This window comes from Streptomyces sp. NPDC002580, from assembly GCF_042889485.1.
Classification (GTDB): Bacteria; Actinomycetota; Actinomycetes; order Streptomycetales; family Streptomycetaceae; genus Streptomyces.
The window spans coordinates 383,494-399,949 of record NZ_JBIAQZ010000005.1 but is presented as its reverse complement, the minus strand read 5'-3'; the positions used below and the strand labels follow the sequence as shown (position 1 = coordinate 399,949).

Below are 16,456 nucleotides of genomic sequence, written 5' to 3'. Positions count from 1 at the left end.
CGGCCCGGCGGCAGCGATCAGACGTCCTTCTTGAACTTGAAGGTCCACAGACCGGTCACGGTCTTGTCGCCCTCCTTGACGGAGACGCGCGTCGAGTTGCCCGTGGCGCCGTACTGCTCGTTGAAGAAGACACTGCCGGGAATGGTCCGGTACGTCTTCGTGCTGGAGTCGGTCAGCGGCTGACCGTTCATCAGGATCGTCCAGCCCTTGTCCGCGATCTCCGGGTCCACACCGAACCGCACGGTCGCGTCGGGGTCGACCTTGATGGACTTGACGTCCTCGGACGTCAGGCACTTCGCCAGTTCCGCGGCCTTCACCACGTCGCCGTCGTTGTAGCAGTCGGTCTCGGAGCTCACCGAGTTGTCGCCGACCGAGATGGTGGCCATCGGCGTCGGCTTGTCACAGGCGGACAGGACGAGGAGTCCGGCGGAAACGGCGCCGACGGTGGCGACGACGCGGCGGCGGCGGGCGGCGCGTTGTCCATTAGCGGCTCTGCCGCGGGGCAGGAAGGTCATGGTCGAAGGCTATCGGGCAGGCCCACCCGTGCCCCCACGTGGGGTGCGGCGTGCCGTGCGTGGCCCCCGCGCGGCTCAGGAGACCCGCGGCCGGGCCGAGCCGCCGCGCCGCGCCACGCTGAGCAGGCCCCGCACGGTCGTCAGCCAGCCCAGCGCGACGATCCCGGCGGCCACGGAGAGGCCGAGCGAGCCGTTGAGCGGCATCGCGATCCCGATGGCTCCGCCGACGACCCAGGCCATCTGGAGCAGTGTCTCGGAGCGGGCGAAGGCCGAGTTCCGGACGAGTTCGGGGACGTCGCGCTGGATCAGCGCGTCCAGGGACAGCTTCGCGAGGGCCTGCCCGAACCCGGCGACCGCGGCCAGGCACGCCACGAACAGGGTGCCGAAGAAGATCGCCGACATGACCGCGGCGGCCAGCACGAAGGCCACCACCGTCACGATGATGATCTCCGGGGCACGCTGTTTCAGCCAGGCTCCGACGGCCGTGCCGATCGCGTTGCCCACTCCCGCCGACACGACCACCAGGCCGAGCGAGACCGCCGCGCTCTTTCCGCTGAGCGGGTGCTCGCGCAGCAGGAACGCCAGGAAGAAGATCAGGAAGCCGGACAGGCAGCGCAGCGAGGCGTTGGCCCCCAGCGCGTGGGTGACGGCCGTGCCCACGGTCCGCAGCCCGGGGCGCGGGGGCGGTTTCAGGTGCGGGCCGTGCAGATGCTCCTCGTCGGCGGCGAGCAGCGCCTTGTCCTCGCCCTTGGCGGAGTCGACCTTGGGCGGCAGGGAGAACGACAGGAACGTGCCCCCGATGAAGATCACGAAGGCGCCGTAGAGCGGATAGCGGGCCCCCAGCGACTGGAGCAGGATGGCGAGGGGTCCGGCCGCACCGGTGGCCAGGAGCCCGCCCAGAGTGACCCGGGAGTTCGCCTTGACCAGGGAGAACGTCGGTGGCAGGAGCCGGGGCACGACCGCGCTGCGCACCACGCCGTACCCCTTCGAGGCGACGAGCACGCCGAGGGCGGCGGGATACAGCTCGAAGGTGCCGGTCACGACCGCGCCCGACAGGATCAGGGCGAGCATGGCCCGGGCCAGCATCGAACCCGCCATCGCGGCCCGCCGTCCGTGCGGCAGGCGGTCGAGCAGCGGGCCGATCACGGGGGCGAGGAGGGCGAAGGGCGCCAGGGTGATGCCCAGGTACAGGGCGACCCGGCCACGGGCCTCGTCCGTCGGCACGGAGAAGAACACGGTGGACGCGAGCGCCACCGTGATCATGACATCGCCCGCGCCGTTCACCGCGTGCAGTTCGATCAGTTTCCCGAGGCCGGACTCGCCCGCCCCGTGCGCGTGCGTCGCCTTGCGGATGCCCCGCGCCGTCCGCGTCACCGGGAAGTGCAGGGCACGCCCGACCGCGCGGACGGACCCGGTCACCCGGCCCGATCCGCCGTTCTGATTGCTCCCCTTGGCGCCACCGATACCGGTTGCTCCCTGGGGCGACCTCGCGGATGCCACCCCGTCATAGTGCCCCGACTTCGGGGTGTGTAGTGCGGTTACCGCGCGGATGAGGGCCGAGTGGGGGGAGATCGGCGACTCCGGAAGGTGATGTTCGGCGGCCGGACGGTTCCGGCTGGATCACGTTTCCACGGGGCGCGAACGGCGCGGGAGGGGTGGTGCGGATGGGAGACTTCGGGCGCGGAGCGCCGGGGGCCGCGTCCCGGAGCGGTCGGCTCCGGGTGCGGCGGAGCGGCAAAGATCCCGGCGCGTGGCGCCGAAGACGCCCACCGGTGTGGGCCCGGCGGCCGAGAGAAGGTAGCGTGCGTAACGCGCCTGCGGCGATTGTTCTCGGCCGCGCGCCTCTCGGCCATCCCGCAGAATGGATGGCGTAGGTGCGCCCGAGTGCGATCGGGCGCGGACGTCGACGCGGCCCACCGGTCCGCTCCGTCCGCACCCCCGCCGGAGGAATGGCGCACCCGTGAGACGGCGTAGGAGAGAAGCGATACCTGTGAGCGCAGCGACAACGCGAAGCCGCACCCCCGACCGCCTGTGCGCCGAGGCGGTCGACCTCGCCCGCACGGCCGCCGAGGAGGCCGCCTATCCCGGCGTCGTCGGCGAGCACCTGGGACTGGTGTCCGAGGGCGACCGCGTTGTCACGCACTACTTCGAGTGCAAGGACCCGGGGTACCGAGGCTGGCGCTGGGCGTCGACCGTGGCCCGCGCCTCCCGGGCGAAGCTCGTCACCCTCGACGAGACGGTGCTGCTGCCCGGCACCGACGCGCTGCTGGCTCCGGAGTGGGTGCCGTGGAGCGAGCGGCTCCGCCCCGGTGACATGGGCCCCGGGGACCTGCTGCCCACGGACGCCGAGGATCTCCGGCTGGAGCCGGGCTACTCGGGCGAGGACGAGCCCGCGCCGAACTCCGCCGTTTCGGAGGACATGGCCGAGCTGGTGGAGTCCGAGGACGCGGAGGTGACCGCGGGGACCCCCGCGAACCTGCCGACGGCTCCCCGCCGGGGCTCGATCGCGGCCGTGGCCGAGGAGCTGGGGCTGCGCCGGGCCCGGGTGCTCTCCCGGTACGGGCTGCACGTCGCCGCAGACCGCTGGGAGGACTCGTACGGGCCCAAGACGGCGATGGCGCAGGCCGCGCCGGCGTCGTGCGTCAGCTGTGGCTTCCTCAACCGGATCGGGGGCTCGCTCGGTCAGGCGTTCGGTGTCTGCGCGAACGAGTTCTCGCCGGCCGACGGACGTGTGGTGTCCCTCGCGTACGGGTGCGGTGGGCACTCCGAGGCCGCCGTCATGCCGACGCCTCCGCGGCCGGCGCCTCCGGTGATCGACGAGACCCAGGTGGATCCGTTCCCGTTGCGTCCGGCGCCCGATTCCGGCTCTGTTCCGGTGACCTCCGACGAGTCCACCGCGGAGCTGGGCCACTCCTAGCGTTTCCTGGCGTCCCGCTTCCGCCGGGAACCGGTGTTCCCTCTCCCCGGCGACGGTGCCTGCCCCTCCCCGGGGTGAGGGCGCCGGGTTCCTGCGGTGCCGTCTCCGATCCGGGTCCCGGGTTTCCGGTGCGGGTGCCTGTCGGCGAGCCGGTGCTCCGGGCCCCGGCGCAGGGCCTCCCACGCGTTTCTCGCCCCCTCCGCCCCTACCCGTCCCGTACCCGGGGCTCCGCCCCGGACCCCGCTCCTCAAACGCCGGAGGGGCTGATTCTTGCTCCGCCCCGTACCCGGGTCCTCAAACGCCGGAGGGGCTGATTCTTGCTCCCGGTCGAAGGCCGAATCGCACCCGCGGTCGGCAGCGCACGGGAGGGGCCGTGCCGGTACATCGCAAGCCCGTCGCCACCGACGGCCACGCCTCGTCCGACGGCGACGGGCGGATGTACCGGCACGGCCCCGCCCCACCCACCGGACCGACACCCACCGGACCCCGCCCCGGCGGGAGCCAGGGAGAACGCGCGGTACCTTCGTGCCGCGACCCGGCGCAGCATTCGCGGTCGCGTCAGGCGAGAGGGAGAGTGAACCCGTGAGTAAGTTCGTGCGGCCGACAGCCGAGGGCGCTGACCCGTTCGGCACGGCACGACTGCGACGCGGCGTGCTGGACGCCTGGGCGGCCAGCCCGGCCCGGTTCCGCGAGGACGCCAACGCCGAGGAGGACCTCGTCCTGGGCGGGTACCGCGACCGGCTGGTCGTGGAGCTCGCGCAGAACGCCGCCGACGCGTCCGCCCGCGCGGGCACCCCCGGCCGTCTGCGGCTCACCCTGCGCGACGGCGTCCTGGTGGCGGCCAACACCGGCGCCCCCCTCGACGCGACCGGAGTCGAGTCGCTCGCCACCCTCCGCGCCTCCGCGAAGCGGGACGCCCGCGACACCGCCGTGGGCCGCTTCGGCGTCGGCTTCGCCGCGGTCCTCGCCGTCACCGACGAGCCCGCCGTCGTCGGCCGGAGCGGCGGCGTGCGCTGGGCGCTCGCCGAGGCCCGCGACCTCGCCGCCGGCACCGCCGCGGACAGCCCCGGCCTCGGCGACGAGATCCGCCGCCGGGACGGTCATGTGCCGCTGCTGAGGCTGCCGTTCGCGGCCGAGGGCACCGCCCCGGACCCGTACGACACCGCCGTGATCATGCCGCTGCGCGACACCGCCGCGGCGGACCTCGCCGAGCGCCTCCTGCGGAACATCGACGACGCCCTCCTGCTGGCCCTGCCCGGCCTGGAGGAAGTAATCGTCGAGATCGGCGACGCGGAGGTCCGCACCCTGCGCCGGGGCGCGGCCGAGCACGGCACCGTCATCGACGACTCCCGCGACGGCACGACCCGCTACCGCACCGTCGCCGCGCACGGCCCCCTCGACCCCGCCCTGCTCGCCGACCGCCCGGTCGAGGAGCGACTGCGCCCCCACTGGTCCGTGACCTGGGCCGTCCCGGTCGACGCCGAGGGAGCCCCGGCCCGCCCCCGGACCAGCCCCGTCGTGCACGCGCCGACGCCGAGCGACGAGGCCCTCGGGGTGCCCGCGCTCCTCATCGCCTCCCTCCCGCTCGACACCACCCGCCGTCACGCCGCCCCCGGCCCGCTGACCGACTTCCTGGTGGAGCGCGCCGCGGACGCCTACGCCGAGCTCCTCGCCGCCTGGCGGCCGGTGGACACCGGGATCATCGACCTGGTGCCCGGCCCGCTCGGCAAGGGCGAACTGGACGGCGCGCTGCGCCAGGCGATCCTGGACCGGCTGCCGCGCACCGCGTTCCTGCCGCCCGCCGCCCCGCCCGACCCGGCCGCGGCCGCCGAAGCCCCCGCCGACTGGCCCGGGAGCAGCCCCGCCGAGAACCCCGTCGCCCTGCGCCCGCGCGACGCCGAGGTGGTGGAGGGCGCGGGAGCCGAGACCGTCCGGGTGCTCGCCGAGGTGCTGCCCAGCCTCCTGCCCGCCGGCCTCGAACGGCGGTCGGAGCTGCGCACGCTGGGCGTGGCCAGGGTCCCGCTCACCGAGGCGGTGGACCGGCTGGCCGGGCTCGAGAAGGAGCCGGACTGGTGGCACCGGCTGTACGACAGCCTCGCCGGAGTCGATCCGGACCGGCTGTCCGGACTGCCGGTGCCGCTGGCGGACGGCCGTACGACGATCGGGCCCCGGCAGGTGCTGCTGCCCACCGCCGACGTCTCACGGGTGGCCCCCGAGACGCTGGCCCGCCTCGGTCTCAAGGTCGCGCACCCGGACGCCGCCCATCCGCTCCTGGAGAAGCTGGGCGCTCTCGCCGCCACGCCCCGCGCGGTGCTCACCACCCCGCAGGTGCGGGCCGCGGTGGCCGCCTCTCTCGACGACGACGGCGGAGCGTGGGACGAGGAGACCGCGGACGCGGAGGAGCTCGCGGACACCGTCCTCGCGCTGGTCCGTGACGCCGCCCTCGAACCCGGTGACGAGCCCTGGCTCGGCGCTCTCGCCCTGCCGGACGAGGAGGGCGAACTCGTGCCCGCAGGTGAACTCGTGCTGCCCGGCAGCCCGTTCGCCCGGATCATGCGCGAGGACGAACTCGCCTTCGTCGACTCCGAGCTGGCCGACCGCTGGGGCGAGCAGCCGCTCGCCGCGTGCGGTGTGCTCGCCGGTTTCGCGCTGGTGCGCGCCACCGACGTCATCCTCGACCCGGACGAACTGGAGCCGCGCGACGCGGACTTCGCGGAACCCGACGACGCGGGCCTGCTGGACGCGGTGGACGTGTGGTGCGAGGACGTGCTGGACCGGCTGCCCGACTCGCCGGTGCCGCCCGTCGCGACCGAGATCGTCGCCGTACGGGATCTGGACATGGTGGACGACGACCGGTGGCCGCAGGCACTCGCCCTGCTCGCGCAGCCGCCGCTGCGGGACGCCATCACCCAGCAGGTGCGCGTCCTGCTGCCGGACGGCACGCACGAGATCGTGCGGCCGTACACGGCCTGGTGGCTGCGCGGGCACCCGGTGCTCGACGGGCGCCGCCCGGCCGGTCTGCGGGCCGCCGGCGGCGATCCGCTGCTGCGCGGACTGTACGACGAGGCCGACGCGACCGGCTTCGACGACGAGCAGGTGCTGCGGGCGCTCGGAGTCCGTACGTCCGTGGCCGCGCTGCTCGACGAACCCGGCGGTGCCGCCGAACTCCTCGACCGGCTCGCCGACCCCGACCGCGAGGTCTCCGGATCCCAACTGCACGCCCTCTACGGCGCGCTGGCGGATCTCGACCCCGAGCGGGTGACGCTGCCGGACGAGCTGCGGGCCGTCGTGGACGGCGAGGTGCGGGTCGTGGACGCCGCCGACGCGGTGGTCGTGGACTCGCCGGACCTGCTGGCCTTCACCGACGGGGTGCCGCTGCTGCCGGTGCGGCCGTCGCGGGCCGCCGAGCTCGCCGAGCTGTTCCAGGTGCGGCGGCTCAGCGAGTCCGTCACCGGCGAGGTGACCTCCGAGGGCACCGAGCACGACGTACCGGAGTCCGTACGGGTCCTGCTGGGCCCCGCGACCCCCGCCTCGTACGTGGAGCACGAGGAGTTGGTGGTCGACGGCACCGAACTCGACTGGCGGCGAAGCCGGGACGGGGTGCTGCACGCCGCCACGCTGGAGGGCGTCGCCGCCGGACTCGCCTGGTCGGCGGGTCAGTGGCCGCGCCGCTTCGAGGTCGCGGCGCTGCTCGAGGACGCGTCCCGCACCGAGGAGCTGGCCCGGGACCGCTGGTTCGACTGATCCGGTCGCGGACGGCGGGGCGGAGTGCCGCCGGGCCGGTCGCCGACGGGGTGGGCGGGGTTCCCGCTCACCCCGCTGAGACCTTGGTCATGGCCGCACAAAATCTTCATCCCCCGTACAACCATTCGTGCGAACTGGTGATCTGATCATCCGAGTCAACAGACTCCCTGATCACCTGGCCCCCGTGAAGACGATCCGTACGGAACGACCACGGCCGGGCCCCTTTCTCCACTTGGGGATCGCATGCGCATTCGAGCCACTGTGGCCGCCGTCTCCGGTGCCCTGGCCCTCGCTGCCTTTGCCATGCCGGCCGCGCACGCCGACGGCTCCGCCTCGTCCTACCGGGCCGAGGCCGCGAAGATGCTCGGCACCTCCGGCAAGACCGCCTACACCGGCTCCGCCCCCGCGGCGGAGCTGGACGTCAGCTTCTCCAACTTCAAGATCGCCAGCGCGATCAAGGTCGGCACGACGAACCACGTCTCCACGACGGTCACCTACACGCTGACCCACGGCGCCGGCGTCGACATCACCTCGGGCGACTTCGCCACCGGCCCCCTCATCTACAAGGGCTCGATCGACAACCCGGACAACATGCTGTTCGGTAACAAGGCGGCCACCTGCACCGCCACCACGTCGACCACCGCCAGCTGCAAGGGCCTCATCGACATCTACCCGGCCGAGAGCCCGTACGAGGACGAGGGGTACGAGCTGCTCAACTCCGACGCCGGCACCTGGTCGGGCGGGGCGCTGGCACTCAAGTACAACAACGAGGACAGCACGCTCCGGGGCGGCCTCGGCACCACCAAGCTGCAGCGCTACTCCAAGCTGACGGTCAACGCGTCGCCGGAGCCGGTCAAGAAGGGCAAGACCGTCACGGTCACCGGCGCGCTGACCCGTGCCAACTGGGAGGACAACAAGTACCACGGCTACACCCTCCAGTCGGTGCAGCTCCAGTTCCGCAAGAAGACCAGCGACACCTACACCACCGTCAAGACCGTCAAGACGGACAGTGCCGGCAACCTGAAGACGACCACGACGGCCACCGTCGACGGTTACTTCCGCTACAACTTCGCGGGCACCTCGACCACTCCGGCCGTCAAGGCCACGGGTGACTACGTCGACGTGCAGTAATCCATGAGGAGCTGACCTCCTCCCCGGCTCAAGGGCCGGGCGGGTCGCGGACGGGGTGAGCGGAGGTTTCCGCTCACCCCGTCGTGCTGTTTGCTGCGGATCCATAAAATCTTCACTTCCCGTACAACCATTCGTACGCGTCGAAGATCTGATCACCCGAGTCAACAGACTCCATGATCACTTGGGCCCCTTGCGAAGACGAGCCGTAAGGAACGACCACCGCCGGGGCCCCTTTCTCCACTTGGGGATCGCATGCGCATACGTGCCACTGTGGCCGCCGTCTCGGGCGCCCTGGCTCTCTCCGCCCTCGCTGTGCCGGGCGCTCACGCCGTCGGCTCTGCCGACTCCGGCGACCGCCGCGCGGACGTCGCCAAGGTGCAGGAGATCGCTCGCGCCGCCTCGGGCAAGACCGCGTACACGGGTTCGACCGGTTCCGAGGGCGAGCCCTACGCGATCGACCTCTCCTTCTCGAACGTGAAGGTCAACAACGGCGCGCCGATCGTCGTCGGCATCGCCAACAAGGTCACCGCTCCGGTCACCTTCACCGTCAAGCACGACGCCTCCGTCGACATCACCGCGGACGACTTCCTCATGGACGTCGAGCTCTACCGCGGCAGCAGCTACGGCAACTGGGACAACCTCCTGGTCGGTGACGACTGGCCGGTCTGCACCGAGACCTCGGCGACGACCGCCAACTGCAAGGCCACGATCGACGTCTACCCGGACTTCGACCTTGTCGGCAACGCCGACGCCACCACCTGGAAGGCCGGCGGCTACGCCATCGCCCTGAACGGTGTGGACCCGGACGACGAGAACGCCGACTGGAGCCAGGTCGGCTACGTCGAGCAGGACGCGCTGACCACGTCCAAGCTGCAGCGCTACTCGAAGCTGACGGTCAACGCCGCGCCGGAGCCGGTCAAGAAGGGCAAGACCGTCACGGTCACCGGCAAGCTGACCCGCGCCAACTGGGACGACCTGGCCTACCACGGCTACACCCTCCAGTCGGTGCAGCTCCAGTTCCGCAAGAAGACCAGCACCACCTACACCACCGTCAAGACCGTCAAGACGGACAGCAGCGGCAACCTGAAGACGACCACGACGGCCACCGTCGACGGTTACTTCCGCTACAACTTCGCGGGCACCTCGACCACCCCGGCCGTCAAGGCCACGGGTGACTACGTCGACGTTCAGTAGTTCTCGGCAGTTCCCGCTCCACCGGATTCCCCGCGTCCCCTCCAGGGCCGCGGGGAATCCGCTTTTCCGGCCGCGCCGGAGCTACGCGGGAACGCGGCGGTCGACCCACCTCCACAGGAACTCCAGGACGGCCGCCGCCACCACCGAGATCAGCACCGCGATCCACGGCATCGTCGCGCCGACCAGCTTCAGCGCGAAGAAGTGCTGGAGCTTCGGCACCACGAGCACCAGCAGGAACGCCCCGCCCATCGAGGCGACGAGGCAGATCCGCCACCAGGTGTACGGCCGGGCGATGATCGCGAGTACCCACATCGAGATCAGGAAGAGCGTCAGCGTCGCGGCGCTCGTCTCCGCCTCCAGCGAGCCCTCCCCCGTGTAGTGGTGGCGCGCGATCAGGTACGTCACGAACGTGGCCACCCCCGCGACCACCCCGCCCGGGATCGAGTACCGCATCACCCGCCGCACGAAGTGGGGCAGGGCGCGCTCCTTGTTGGGCGCGAGGGCGAGGAAGAACGCCGGGATGCCGATCGTCAGGGTGGACAGCAGCGTCAGGTGGCGGGGCAGGAAGGGGTACTCCACCTGCCAGCACACCACCAGGACGGCCAGCAGCACCGAGTAGACCGTCTTCACCAGGAAGAGCGTCGCGACGCGGGTGATGTTCCCGATGACCCGGCGGCCCTCCCCGACCACCGACGGCAGCGTCGAGAAGCTGTTGTTGAGCAGCACGATCTGGGCCACCGCGCGGGTCGCCTCCGACCCCGAGCCCATGCTCACCCCGATGTCGGCGTCCTTCAGGGCCAGGACGTCGTTCACCCCGTCGCCGGTCATCGCCACCGTGTGCCCGCGCGACTGGAGGGCGCCGACCATGTCCCGCTTCTGCTGCGGCGTGACCCGCCCGAAGACCGTGCCCTCCTCCAGGGACCTCGCCAGCTCCGCCGGCTCGTCGGGCAGCCGGCGGGCGTCCACGACCTCGCCGGTGAGCCCGAGCTTCCCGGCGACGGCGCCCACCGACACCGCGTTGTCCCCGGAGATGACCTTCGCCTTGACGTCCTGGTCGGCGAAGTAGCGCAGGGTGTCGGCCGCGTCGGGGCGCAGCCGCTGTTCCAGGACGACCAGGGCCGCGGGCCGCGCGGTCCGGGCGGCGTCGGGGTCGTCGAGGTCCTTGGTGGTCCTCGCGAGCAGCAGCACCCGCAGCCCCGCCTCGTTCAGCAGCTCGGTCTCGGCGAGCGCCGGGTCCCCGTCGGGCAGCAGCACGTCGGGAGCGCCGAGCAGCCAGGTGCTCGACTCGCCGTTGCCCTCGCTGAAACCGGCCCCGCTGTACTTGCGGGCGGAGGAGAAGGGCAGTGACTGCACGCAGCGCCACTCCTCGCTGTCCGGGTAGGCGGCGATGATCGCCTGGAGGGAGGCGTTCGGCCGCGGATCGGAATCGCCGAGCGCGCCGAGGACCTTGCGCAGGTACGACTCGTCGTTGCCCTTCAGCGGCCGCAGCTCGGTGACGTCCATGCCGCCCTCGGTCAGGGTGCCGGTCTTGTCGAGGCAGACCGTGTCGATCCGGGCGAGGCCCTCGATGGCGGGGAGTTCCTGCACGAGGCACTGTTTTCGGCCAAGCCGGATGACGCCGATCGCGAAGGCGACGGAGGTGAGCAGGACCAGCCCTTCGGGGACCATCGGCACGATCCCGCCGACGGTCCGTGCGACGGAGTCCTTGAAGCCGTGCTGCTTGACCACGAGCTGGCTGACGATCAGGCCGAGGGCGGTCGGGATCATCATCCACGTCACGTACTTGAGGATCGTGGAGATGCCGCTGCGCAGCTCGGAGTGGACCAGCGTGAACCGGGAGGCCTCCTCCGCCAGCTGCGCCGCGTACGCCTCCCGGCCCACCTTCGTCGCGGTGAACGCGCCGGTGCCCGCGACCACGAAGCTGCCCGACATCACCGGGTCGCCGGCGTGCTTGACGACGGGGTCGGCCTCGCCGGTGAGCAGCGACTCGTCGATCTCCAGCCCGTCGGCCTCCGCGCAGTCGCCGTCGACGACGACCTTGTCGCCCGGCCCGATCTCGATGAGGTCCCCGAGCACGATCTCGGACGTGCTGACCTCCGCGGCGACACCGTCCCGGCGCACGGTCGGCCGCGCCTCGCCGATCACCGCGAGCGAGTCCAGGGTCTTCTTGGCCCGCCACTCCTGGATGATGCCGATCCCGGTGTTGGCGATGATCACGTAGCCGAACAGGCTGTCCTGGAAAGGCGCCACGACCAGCATGATCAGCCAGAGCACCCCGATGATCGCGTTGAACCGCGTGAAGACGTTCGCCCGGACGATCTCGCCCACGGACCGGCTGCTGCGCACCGGGACGTCGTTCACCTCGCCGCGCGCGACCCGTTCGGCCACCTCGGAGGCGGACAACCCCTCCGTCCGCCGGGCGGCGGGTACGGGCACGGGGTGAACAGGATCGAGTTCGCTGCCCGCGTCGATGTGGGTCATGCAGACGACGGTACGTGCGGATTTGCGGCTTCACCCGCCGAGTGCGCCCAATATCCGACCAGGGGAGGACGGGGGAGGCGGGGAATGCTGCCGCAGGTGTAGGGGAAGCCCCCCGTCGCTCCGTTACTCCGTCGCGCGGTCCGTGCCGACGGAGGCGGCCTCGGCGCGTTTGATCGCCGCGTCGCGCTTGCGGACGTACCAGATACCGATCAGACCGAGGCCCGCGCCGGCCAGGCAGGTGCCCAGCCACCAGAGGTGTCCGTGGTCGTCGAACCAGCCGTAGAACGGCAGCTGCACCAGGAAGAGGACGAACCAGAGGATCGTGCCGCCCGTGATGGTGGCGACGACGGGGCCCTCCAGGGGCTCCGGCGCCTCGTGCTTGGGGGTCCACTTCGCCATGTGCACAGCTTACGAGGGTCGGCGACCGGTATCGCTCGCGCCCTCGTCTCCCTTGCGGCCCAAGGGTCTACGCGCGGAGATAGCGATTTCCGACTCATATGTTCATACTGAAACCGTCCGAGTCTGGCCAGTTGTAGTCGTATGAATCACCAAAAGGGATCTGGGGGAAACCTGCTGGTGATCGACCACTGACCGGACTCGATCACGTTCCCCGTCCCCCTGCACGTTGAGGACCCGCATGTCCACCTCGGCCGCCACCCAGGCCCCCGCCCCGCAAGAGCCGGAGTCCCGGCCCGCGCAGAGCGCCCTCGACCGCTTCTTCAAGATCTCCGAGCGGGGCTCCAGCCTCCCGCGCGAGATCCGCGGCGGCTTCGCCACCTTCTTCGCGATGGCGTACATCATCGTGCTGAACCCGATCATCCTGGGCAGCGCGAAGGACATGTACGGGAACCACCTCGACAACGGGCAGCTGGTCACCGCGACCGCGCTGACCGCGGCCTTCACCACGCTCCTCATGGGCGTCATCGGCAACGTGCCGATCGCGCTGGCGGCGGGCCTCGGCGTGAACACCGTCGTCGCCCTCCAGCTCGCCCCCCGGATGTCCTGGCCGGACGCCATGGGCATGGTGGTCCTCGCGGGCTTCGTCGTGATGATCCTGGTCGCCACCGGTCTGCGCGAGCGCGTCATGAACGCGGTGCCGCTCGGCCTGCGCAAGGGCATCGCCATCGGCATCGGCCTGTTCATCATGCTGATCGGCCTGGTCGACTCCGGCTTCGTCACCCGCATCCCGGACGTCGCCCAGACGACCGTCCCGCTCCAGCTCGGCACGGACGGTCACCTCACCGGCTGGCCCGTCCTCGTCTTCATCCTCGGCACGCTGCTCACCCTCGCGCTGATGGTGCGCAAGGTGCCGGGCGCCATCCTCATCTCGATCGTCACCATGACGGTCGTCGCGATGATCATCGACGCCGTCGCCACCGTGCCCAACTGGGGCCTGACCGTCCCGAAGTGGCCCGGCAACCCGGTCGAGGCCCCTGACTTCGGGCTCGTCGGCCAGGTCAGCCTCTTCGGCGGCTTCGGCAAGGTCGGCGTGCTGACCGGCATCCTCTTCGTCTTCACCGTGCTGCTGTCGTGCTTCTTCGACGCGATGGGCACGATCATGGGCATCAGCGACGAGGCCAAGCTGACGGACGCGCAGGGCAACATGCCCGGCATCAACAAGGTCCTCTTCGTCGACGGCATCGCCGTCGCCGCGGGCGGCGCGTCCTCCTCCTCGGCCACCACCTGCTTCGTGGAGTCCACCGCCGGAGTCGGCGAGGGCGCCCGCACGGGCTTCGCGAACGTGGTCACCGGCGCGCTCTTCGCCGTGGCCCTCTTCCTGGCCCCCGTCGCCACGATGGTCCCGGCCCAGGCCGCCACCCCCGCGCTGATCGCGGTCGGCTTCCTGATCATGTCCCACTCGATCAAGGAGATCGACTGGGCGGACTACACGATCGCCATCCCGGCCTTCGTGACGATGATGTTGATGCCGTTCACCTACTCGATCACGAACGGCATCGGGATGGGCTTCATCACCTTCGTCGTGCTGCGCCTGGCGGCGGGCCGCGGCCGTGACATCCCGGTCGCCATGTACGTGGTGTCGGCGGTGTTCGCCTTCTACTACCTCATGCCGGCCCTCGGCCTGACCTGAGCGGCTACGGCCAGGCCGTAGCCGTACGGGATCTCACGTGACCCCGTAGAACTTCTCCGTCTCCTCGACGGCGGTCTGGAACCGCTCGTCGAAGTCGTCGCGAATGAGCGTCCGGACCACATAGTCCTGGACGCTCATTCCGCGTTTCGCGGCATGTTGTCGGAGCCGGTCGAGCAGCTCCCCGTCCATACGCAGGCTGAGCACGCTGGTCCCCATGGAGTCGAGGGTCGCCGCATCCCGCCCGGATCCGGGTCGCTTTCCGCAGCGATCTCACTCATATGAGTGATCCCAAGGTTGGGCCGCGCGTTTCACGGGCACCCCATTGTTCTTTAGCGAGGGTAATGAGTTACGCTAAGGAACATGCCTGACCTGACCCATGGCGACGACGAGGCCGCCGTGAACGCCTTGCGCTCCGCAGTGATGCGGTTGTCGCGTCGACTCAAGCACCAGCGGGTCGACGAGTCGCTGAGCCCCACCGAGATGTCGGTGCTCGGCACCCTCGCCCGCTGTGGCACCGCCACGCCCGGCGAGCTCGCCCGCAAGGAGCACGTGCAGCCGCCGTCGATGACCCGCATCGTCGCGCTGCTCGAGGCCAAGGAGCTCGTCAGGCTGGAGCCGCACCCCGAGGACCGGCGCCAGAAGGTCGTGACGCAGACCGACAAGGCGGAGGCGATGCTCGAGGAGAGCCGCCGCAGGCGGAACGAGTTCCTGGCCAGACTCGTCGAGGCCCTCGACGAGGACGAATGGGCCAAGCTCCGCGAGGCCGCCCCCGTCCTGGAGAAGCTCGCCCACATCTGACCCGCGTTCCGACCGACTCCGATCCGCAGTTCGACCGACGCCGGCCCTCTTCCGATCACGGATCACCGATCCTCGGTCTCGGATCGTCGAGGGCCGCTTCCCCCCCCCCGAGCGCCGACGCTCCCATGACGCCGACGTCCACCCATGCACTGGAGGCGAGCCCTTTTGAGTACGGGATCCGGAGCACACTCCGCCCCCGCACCAGCCACCCACGACCCCACCGCCACCCGCCGCTCCTCGATGTTCAGCTCGTTGAGGGTCCGCAACTACCGTCTGTTCTTCCTGGGCCAGGTCGTCTCCAACACGGGGACGTGGATGCAACGCATCGCCCAGGACTGGCTGGTGCTGAGCCTGACCGGCTCCTCCGCCGCGGTCGGCATCACCACCGCGCTCCAGTTCCTGCCGATGCTGCTCTTCGGGCTGTACGGCGGCGTCCTGGTCGACCGTCTCCCCAAGCGCCCGACGCTCCTGGTGACCCAGACGGCGATGGCCCTCACCGGCCTCGCGCTCGCCTTCCTCACCCTCTCGGGTCACGTCCAGGTGTGGCACGTCTACGTCGCCGCCTTCGCCGCCGGTATGGCCACCGTCGTCGACAACCCGGCACGCCAGTCCTTCGTGTCCGAGATGGTCGGCCCCGGCCAGCTCCAGAACGCGGTCAGCCTGAACTCCGCCAACTTCCAGTCCGCGCGCCTGGTCGGCCCCGCCGTCGCCGGTCTGCTGATCACCGGCGTCGGCACCGGCTGGGCCTTCCTCCTGAACGGCCTGTCCTTCGTGGCGCCCATCGTCGGCCTGCTGCTGATGCGCGCCCGCGAGCTGCACGTCGTCGAGCGGGCGCCGCGCGCCAAGGGCCAGCTCCGCGAGGGACTGCACTACGTCGCCGGGCGCCCCGAGCTGATCTGGCCGATCGTCCTCGTCGGCTTCATCGGCACCTTCGGCTTCAACTTCCCCGTCTGGCTGTCGGCGTACGCGGACGACGTCTTCCACTCGGGCGCGGGGGCCTACAGCCTCTTCAACACGCTGATGGCGGTCGGCTCGCTGGCCGGTGCGCTGCTCGCCGCCCGGCGCGGCACGGCCCGCCTGCGCGTGCTGATCGCGGCGGCGCTGGGCTTCGGCGCGCTGGAGGTCGCGGCCTCGACGGCTCCCTCGCTCTGGCTGTTCTCGCTGCTGATGATCCCGATCGGCATGTTCGGCCTGACGGTGAACGTCACCGCGAACACCTCGGTCCAGATGGCCACCGACCCGGCCATGCGCGGCCGCGTCATGGCGCTGTTCATGATGGTCTTCATGGGCGGCTCCCCGCTGGGCGCGCCGCTGATCGGCTGGGTCACCGACGCCTACGGCCCCCGGATGGGCTTCGCGCTCGGCGGACTGGTCTCGATGGCCGCGGCGACGACGATCGGCCTGGTCCTGGCCCGCCTCGGCGGCCTGCGGGTGGCCCTCGGCTGGCACCACGGCCACCCCCGGATCCGCTTCGTCCCGCGTGGGCCGAGCGAGGAGAAGCGGCTGGCGACCGCCGTGTGAGAGAGGCTTCGCCGGAGGCGGCCGTCCCGCTCACGCGGGCGGCCGCCTCCGGCGTACCCGGGGCGG

Annotated in this window: 12 protein-coding genes; 7 read left to right on the top strand and 5 right to left on the bottom strand. The window is 71.2% G+C overall.

The features are described 5' to 3' along the window. Window positions 1-17: 17 nt before the first annotated feature. Both ACFYW7_RS18440 and ACFYW7_RS18435 read right to left on the bottom strand, forming a co-directional pair. Window positions 18-515: a DUF2771 domain-containing protein gene (locus ACFYW7_RS18440; RefSeq protein WP_389503382.1), complete on the bottom strand. Its 498-nt coding sequence runs from the start codon at window positions 513-515 to the stop codon at window positions 18-20. A 75-nt stretch (window positions 516-590) separates the two neighbouring features. Next, window positions 591-2,015, bottom strand: a complete 1,425-nt coding sequence (locus ACFYW7_RS18435; RefSeq protein WP_389503380.1) for an MFS transporter — start codon at window positions 2,013-2,015, stop codon at window positions 591-593. Between the two features lie 490 nt (window positions 2,016-2,505). Between ACFYW7_RS18435 and ACFYW7_RS18430 the strand changes: the two genes are divergently transcribed. From ACFYW7_RS18430 to ACFYW7_RS18415, 4 genes are all read left to right on the top strand, one after another. Beyond that, the gene (locus ACFYW7_RS18430) at window positions 2,506-3,432 is read left to right on the top strand and encodes a DUF3027 domain-containing protein (RefSeq protein ID WP_389503378.1); all 927 of its coding nucleotides are present in this window, start codon (window positions 2,506-2,508) and stop codon (window positions 3,430-3,432) included. A 582-nt stretch (window positions 3,433-4,014) separates the two neighbouring features. Next, window positions 4,015-7,176 carry a sacsin N-terminal ATP-binding-like domain-containing protein gene (locus ACFYW7_RS18425; RefSeq protein ID WP_389503376.1) on the top strand — a complete coding sequence of 1,054 codons (3,162 nt, stop codon included), beginning with the start codon at window positions 4,015-4,017 and terminating at the stop codon, window positions 7,174-7,176. A 243-nt stretch (window positions 7,177-7,419) separates the two neighbouring features. Continuing rightward, window positions 7,420-8,307, top strand: coding sequence for a hypothetical protein (locus ACFYW7_RS18420; protein ID WP_389503374.1), 888 nt, complete (start codon window positions 7,420-7,422; stop codon window positions 8,305-8,307). A 252-nt stretch (window positions 8,308-8,559) separates the two neighbouring features. After that, window positions 8,560-9,501, top strand: coding sequence for a hypothetical protein (locus ACFYW7_RS18415; protein ID WP_389503372.1), 942 nt, complete (start codon window positions 8,560-8,562; stop codon window positions 9,499-9,501). An 81-nt stretch (window positions 9,502-9,582) separates the two neighbouring features. Here the strand turns inward: ACFYW7_RS18415 and ACFYW7_RS18410 are convergent, their stop codons facing one another. Together ACFYW7_RS18410 and ACFYW7_RS18405 are read right to left on the bottom strand one after the other, a co-directional pair. Continuing rightward, window positions 9,583-11,982, bottom strand: coding sequence for a cation-translocating P-type ATPase (locus ACFYW7_RS18410; protein WP_389503370.1), 2,400 nt, complete (start codon window positions 11,980-11,982; stop codon window positions 9,583-9,585). Window positions 11,983-12,105: 123 nt separating this feature from the next. Then, window positions 12,106-12,381 (bottom strand): DUF2530 domain-containing protein, encoded by a 276-nt coding sequence (locus ACFYW7_RS18405; protein ID WP_389503368.1) that lies wholly within the window; start codon window positions 12,379-12,381, stop codon window positions 12,106-12,108. Window positions 12,382-12,619: 238 nt separating this feature from the next. Here ACFYW7_RS18405 and ACFYW7_RS18400 point away from each other — a divergent pair, with 238 nt between their 5' ends. After that, window positions 12,620-14,071 carry an NCS2 family permease gene (locus ACFYW7_RS18400; RefSeq protein ID WP_389503366.1) on the top strand — a complete coding sequence of 484 codons (1,452 nt, stop codon included), beginning with the start codon at window positions 12,620-12,622 and terminating at the stop codon, window positions 14,069-14,071. A 33-nt stretch (window positions 14,072-14,104) separates the two neighbouring features. Here ACFYW7_RS18400 and ACFYW7_RS18395 read toward each other — a convergent pair whose 3' ends face one another. Beyond that, complete coding sequence (locus ACFYW7_RS18395; RefSeq protein ID WP_261701844.1) at window positions 14,105-14,287, bottom strand: BrnA antitoxin family protein; 183 nt, start codon at window positions 14,285-14,287, stop codon at window positions 14,105-14,107. Window positions 14,288-14,431: 144 nt separating this feature from the next. Between ACFYW7_RS18395 and ACFYW7_RS18390 the strand changes: the two genes are divergently transcribed. Together ACFYW7_RS18390 and ACFYW7_RS18385 are read left to right on the top strand one after the other, a co-directional pair. Continuing rightward, the gene (locus ACFYW7_RS18390; RefSeq protein ID WP_389503364.1) at window positions 14,432-14,869 is read left to right on the top strand and encodes a MarR family winged helix-turn-helix transcriptional regulator; all 438 of its coding nucleotides are present in this window, start codon (window positions 14,432-14,434) and stop codon (window positions 14,867-14,869) included. A 165-nt stretch (window positions 14,870-15,034) separates the two neighbouring features. Then, window positions 15,035-16,390 carry an MFS transporter gene (locus tag ACFYW7_RS18385; RefSeq protein ID WP_389503361.1) on the top strand — a complete coding sequence of 452 codons (1,356 nt, stop codon included), beginning with the start codon at window positions 15,035-15,037 and terminating at the stop codon, window positions 16,388-16,390. Window positions 16,391-16,456 lie beyond the last annotated feature (66 nt).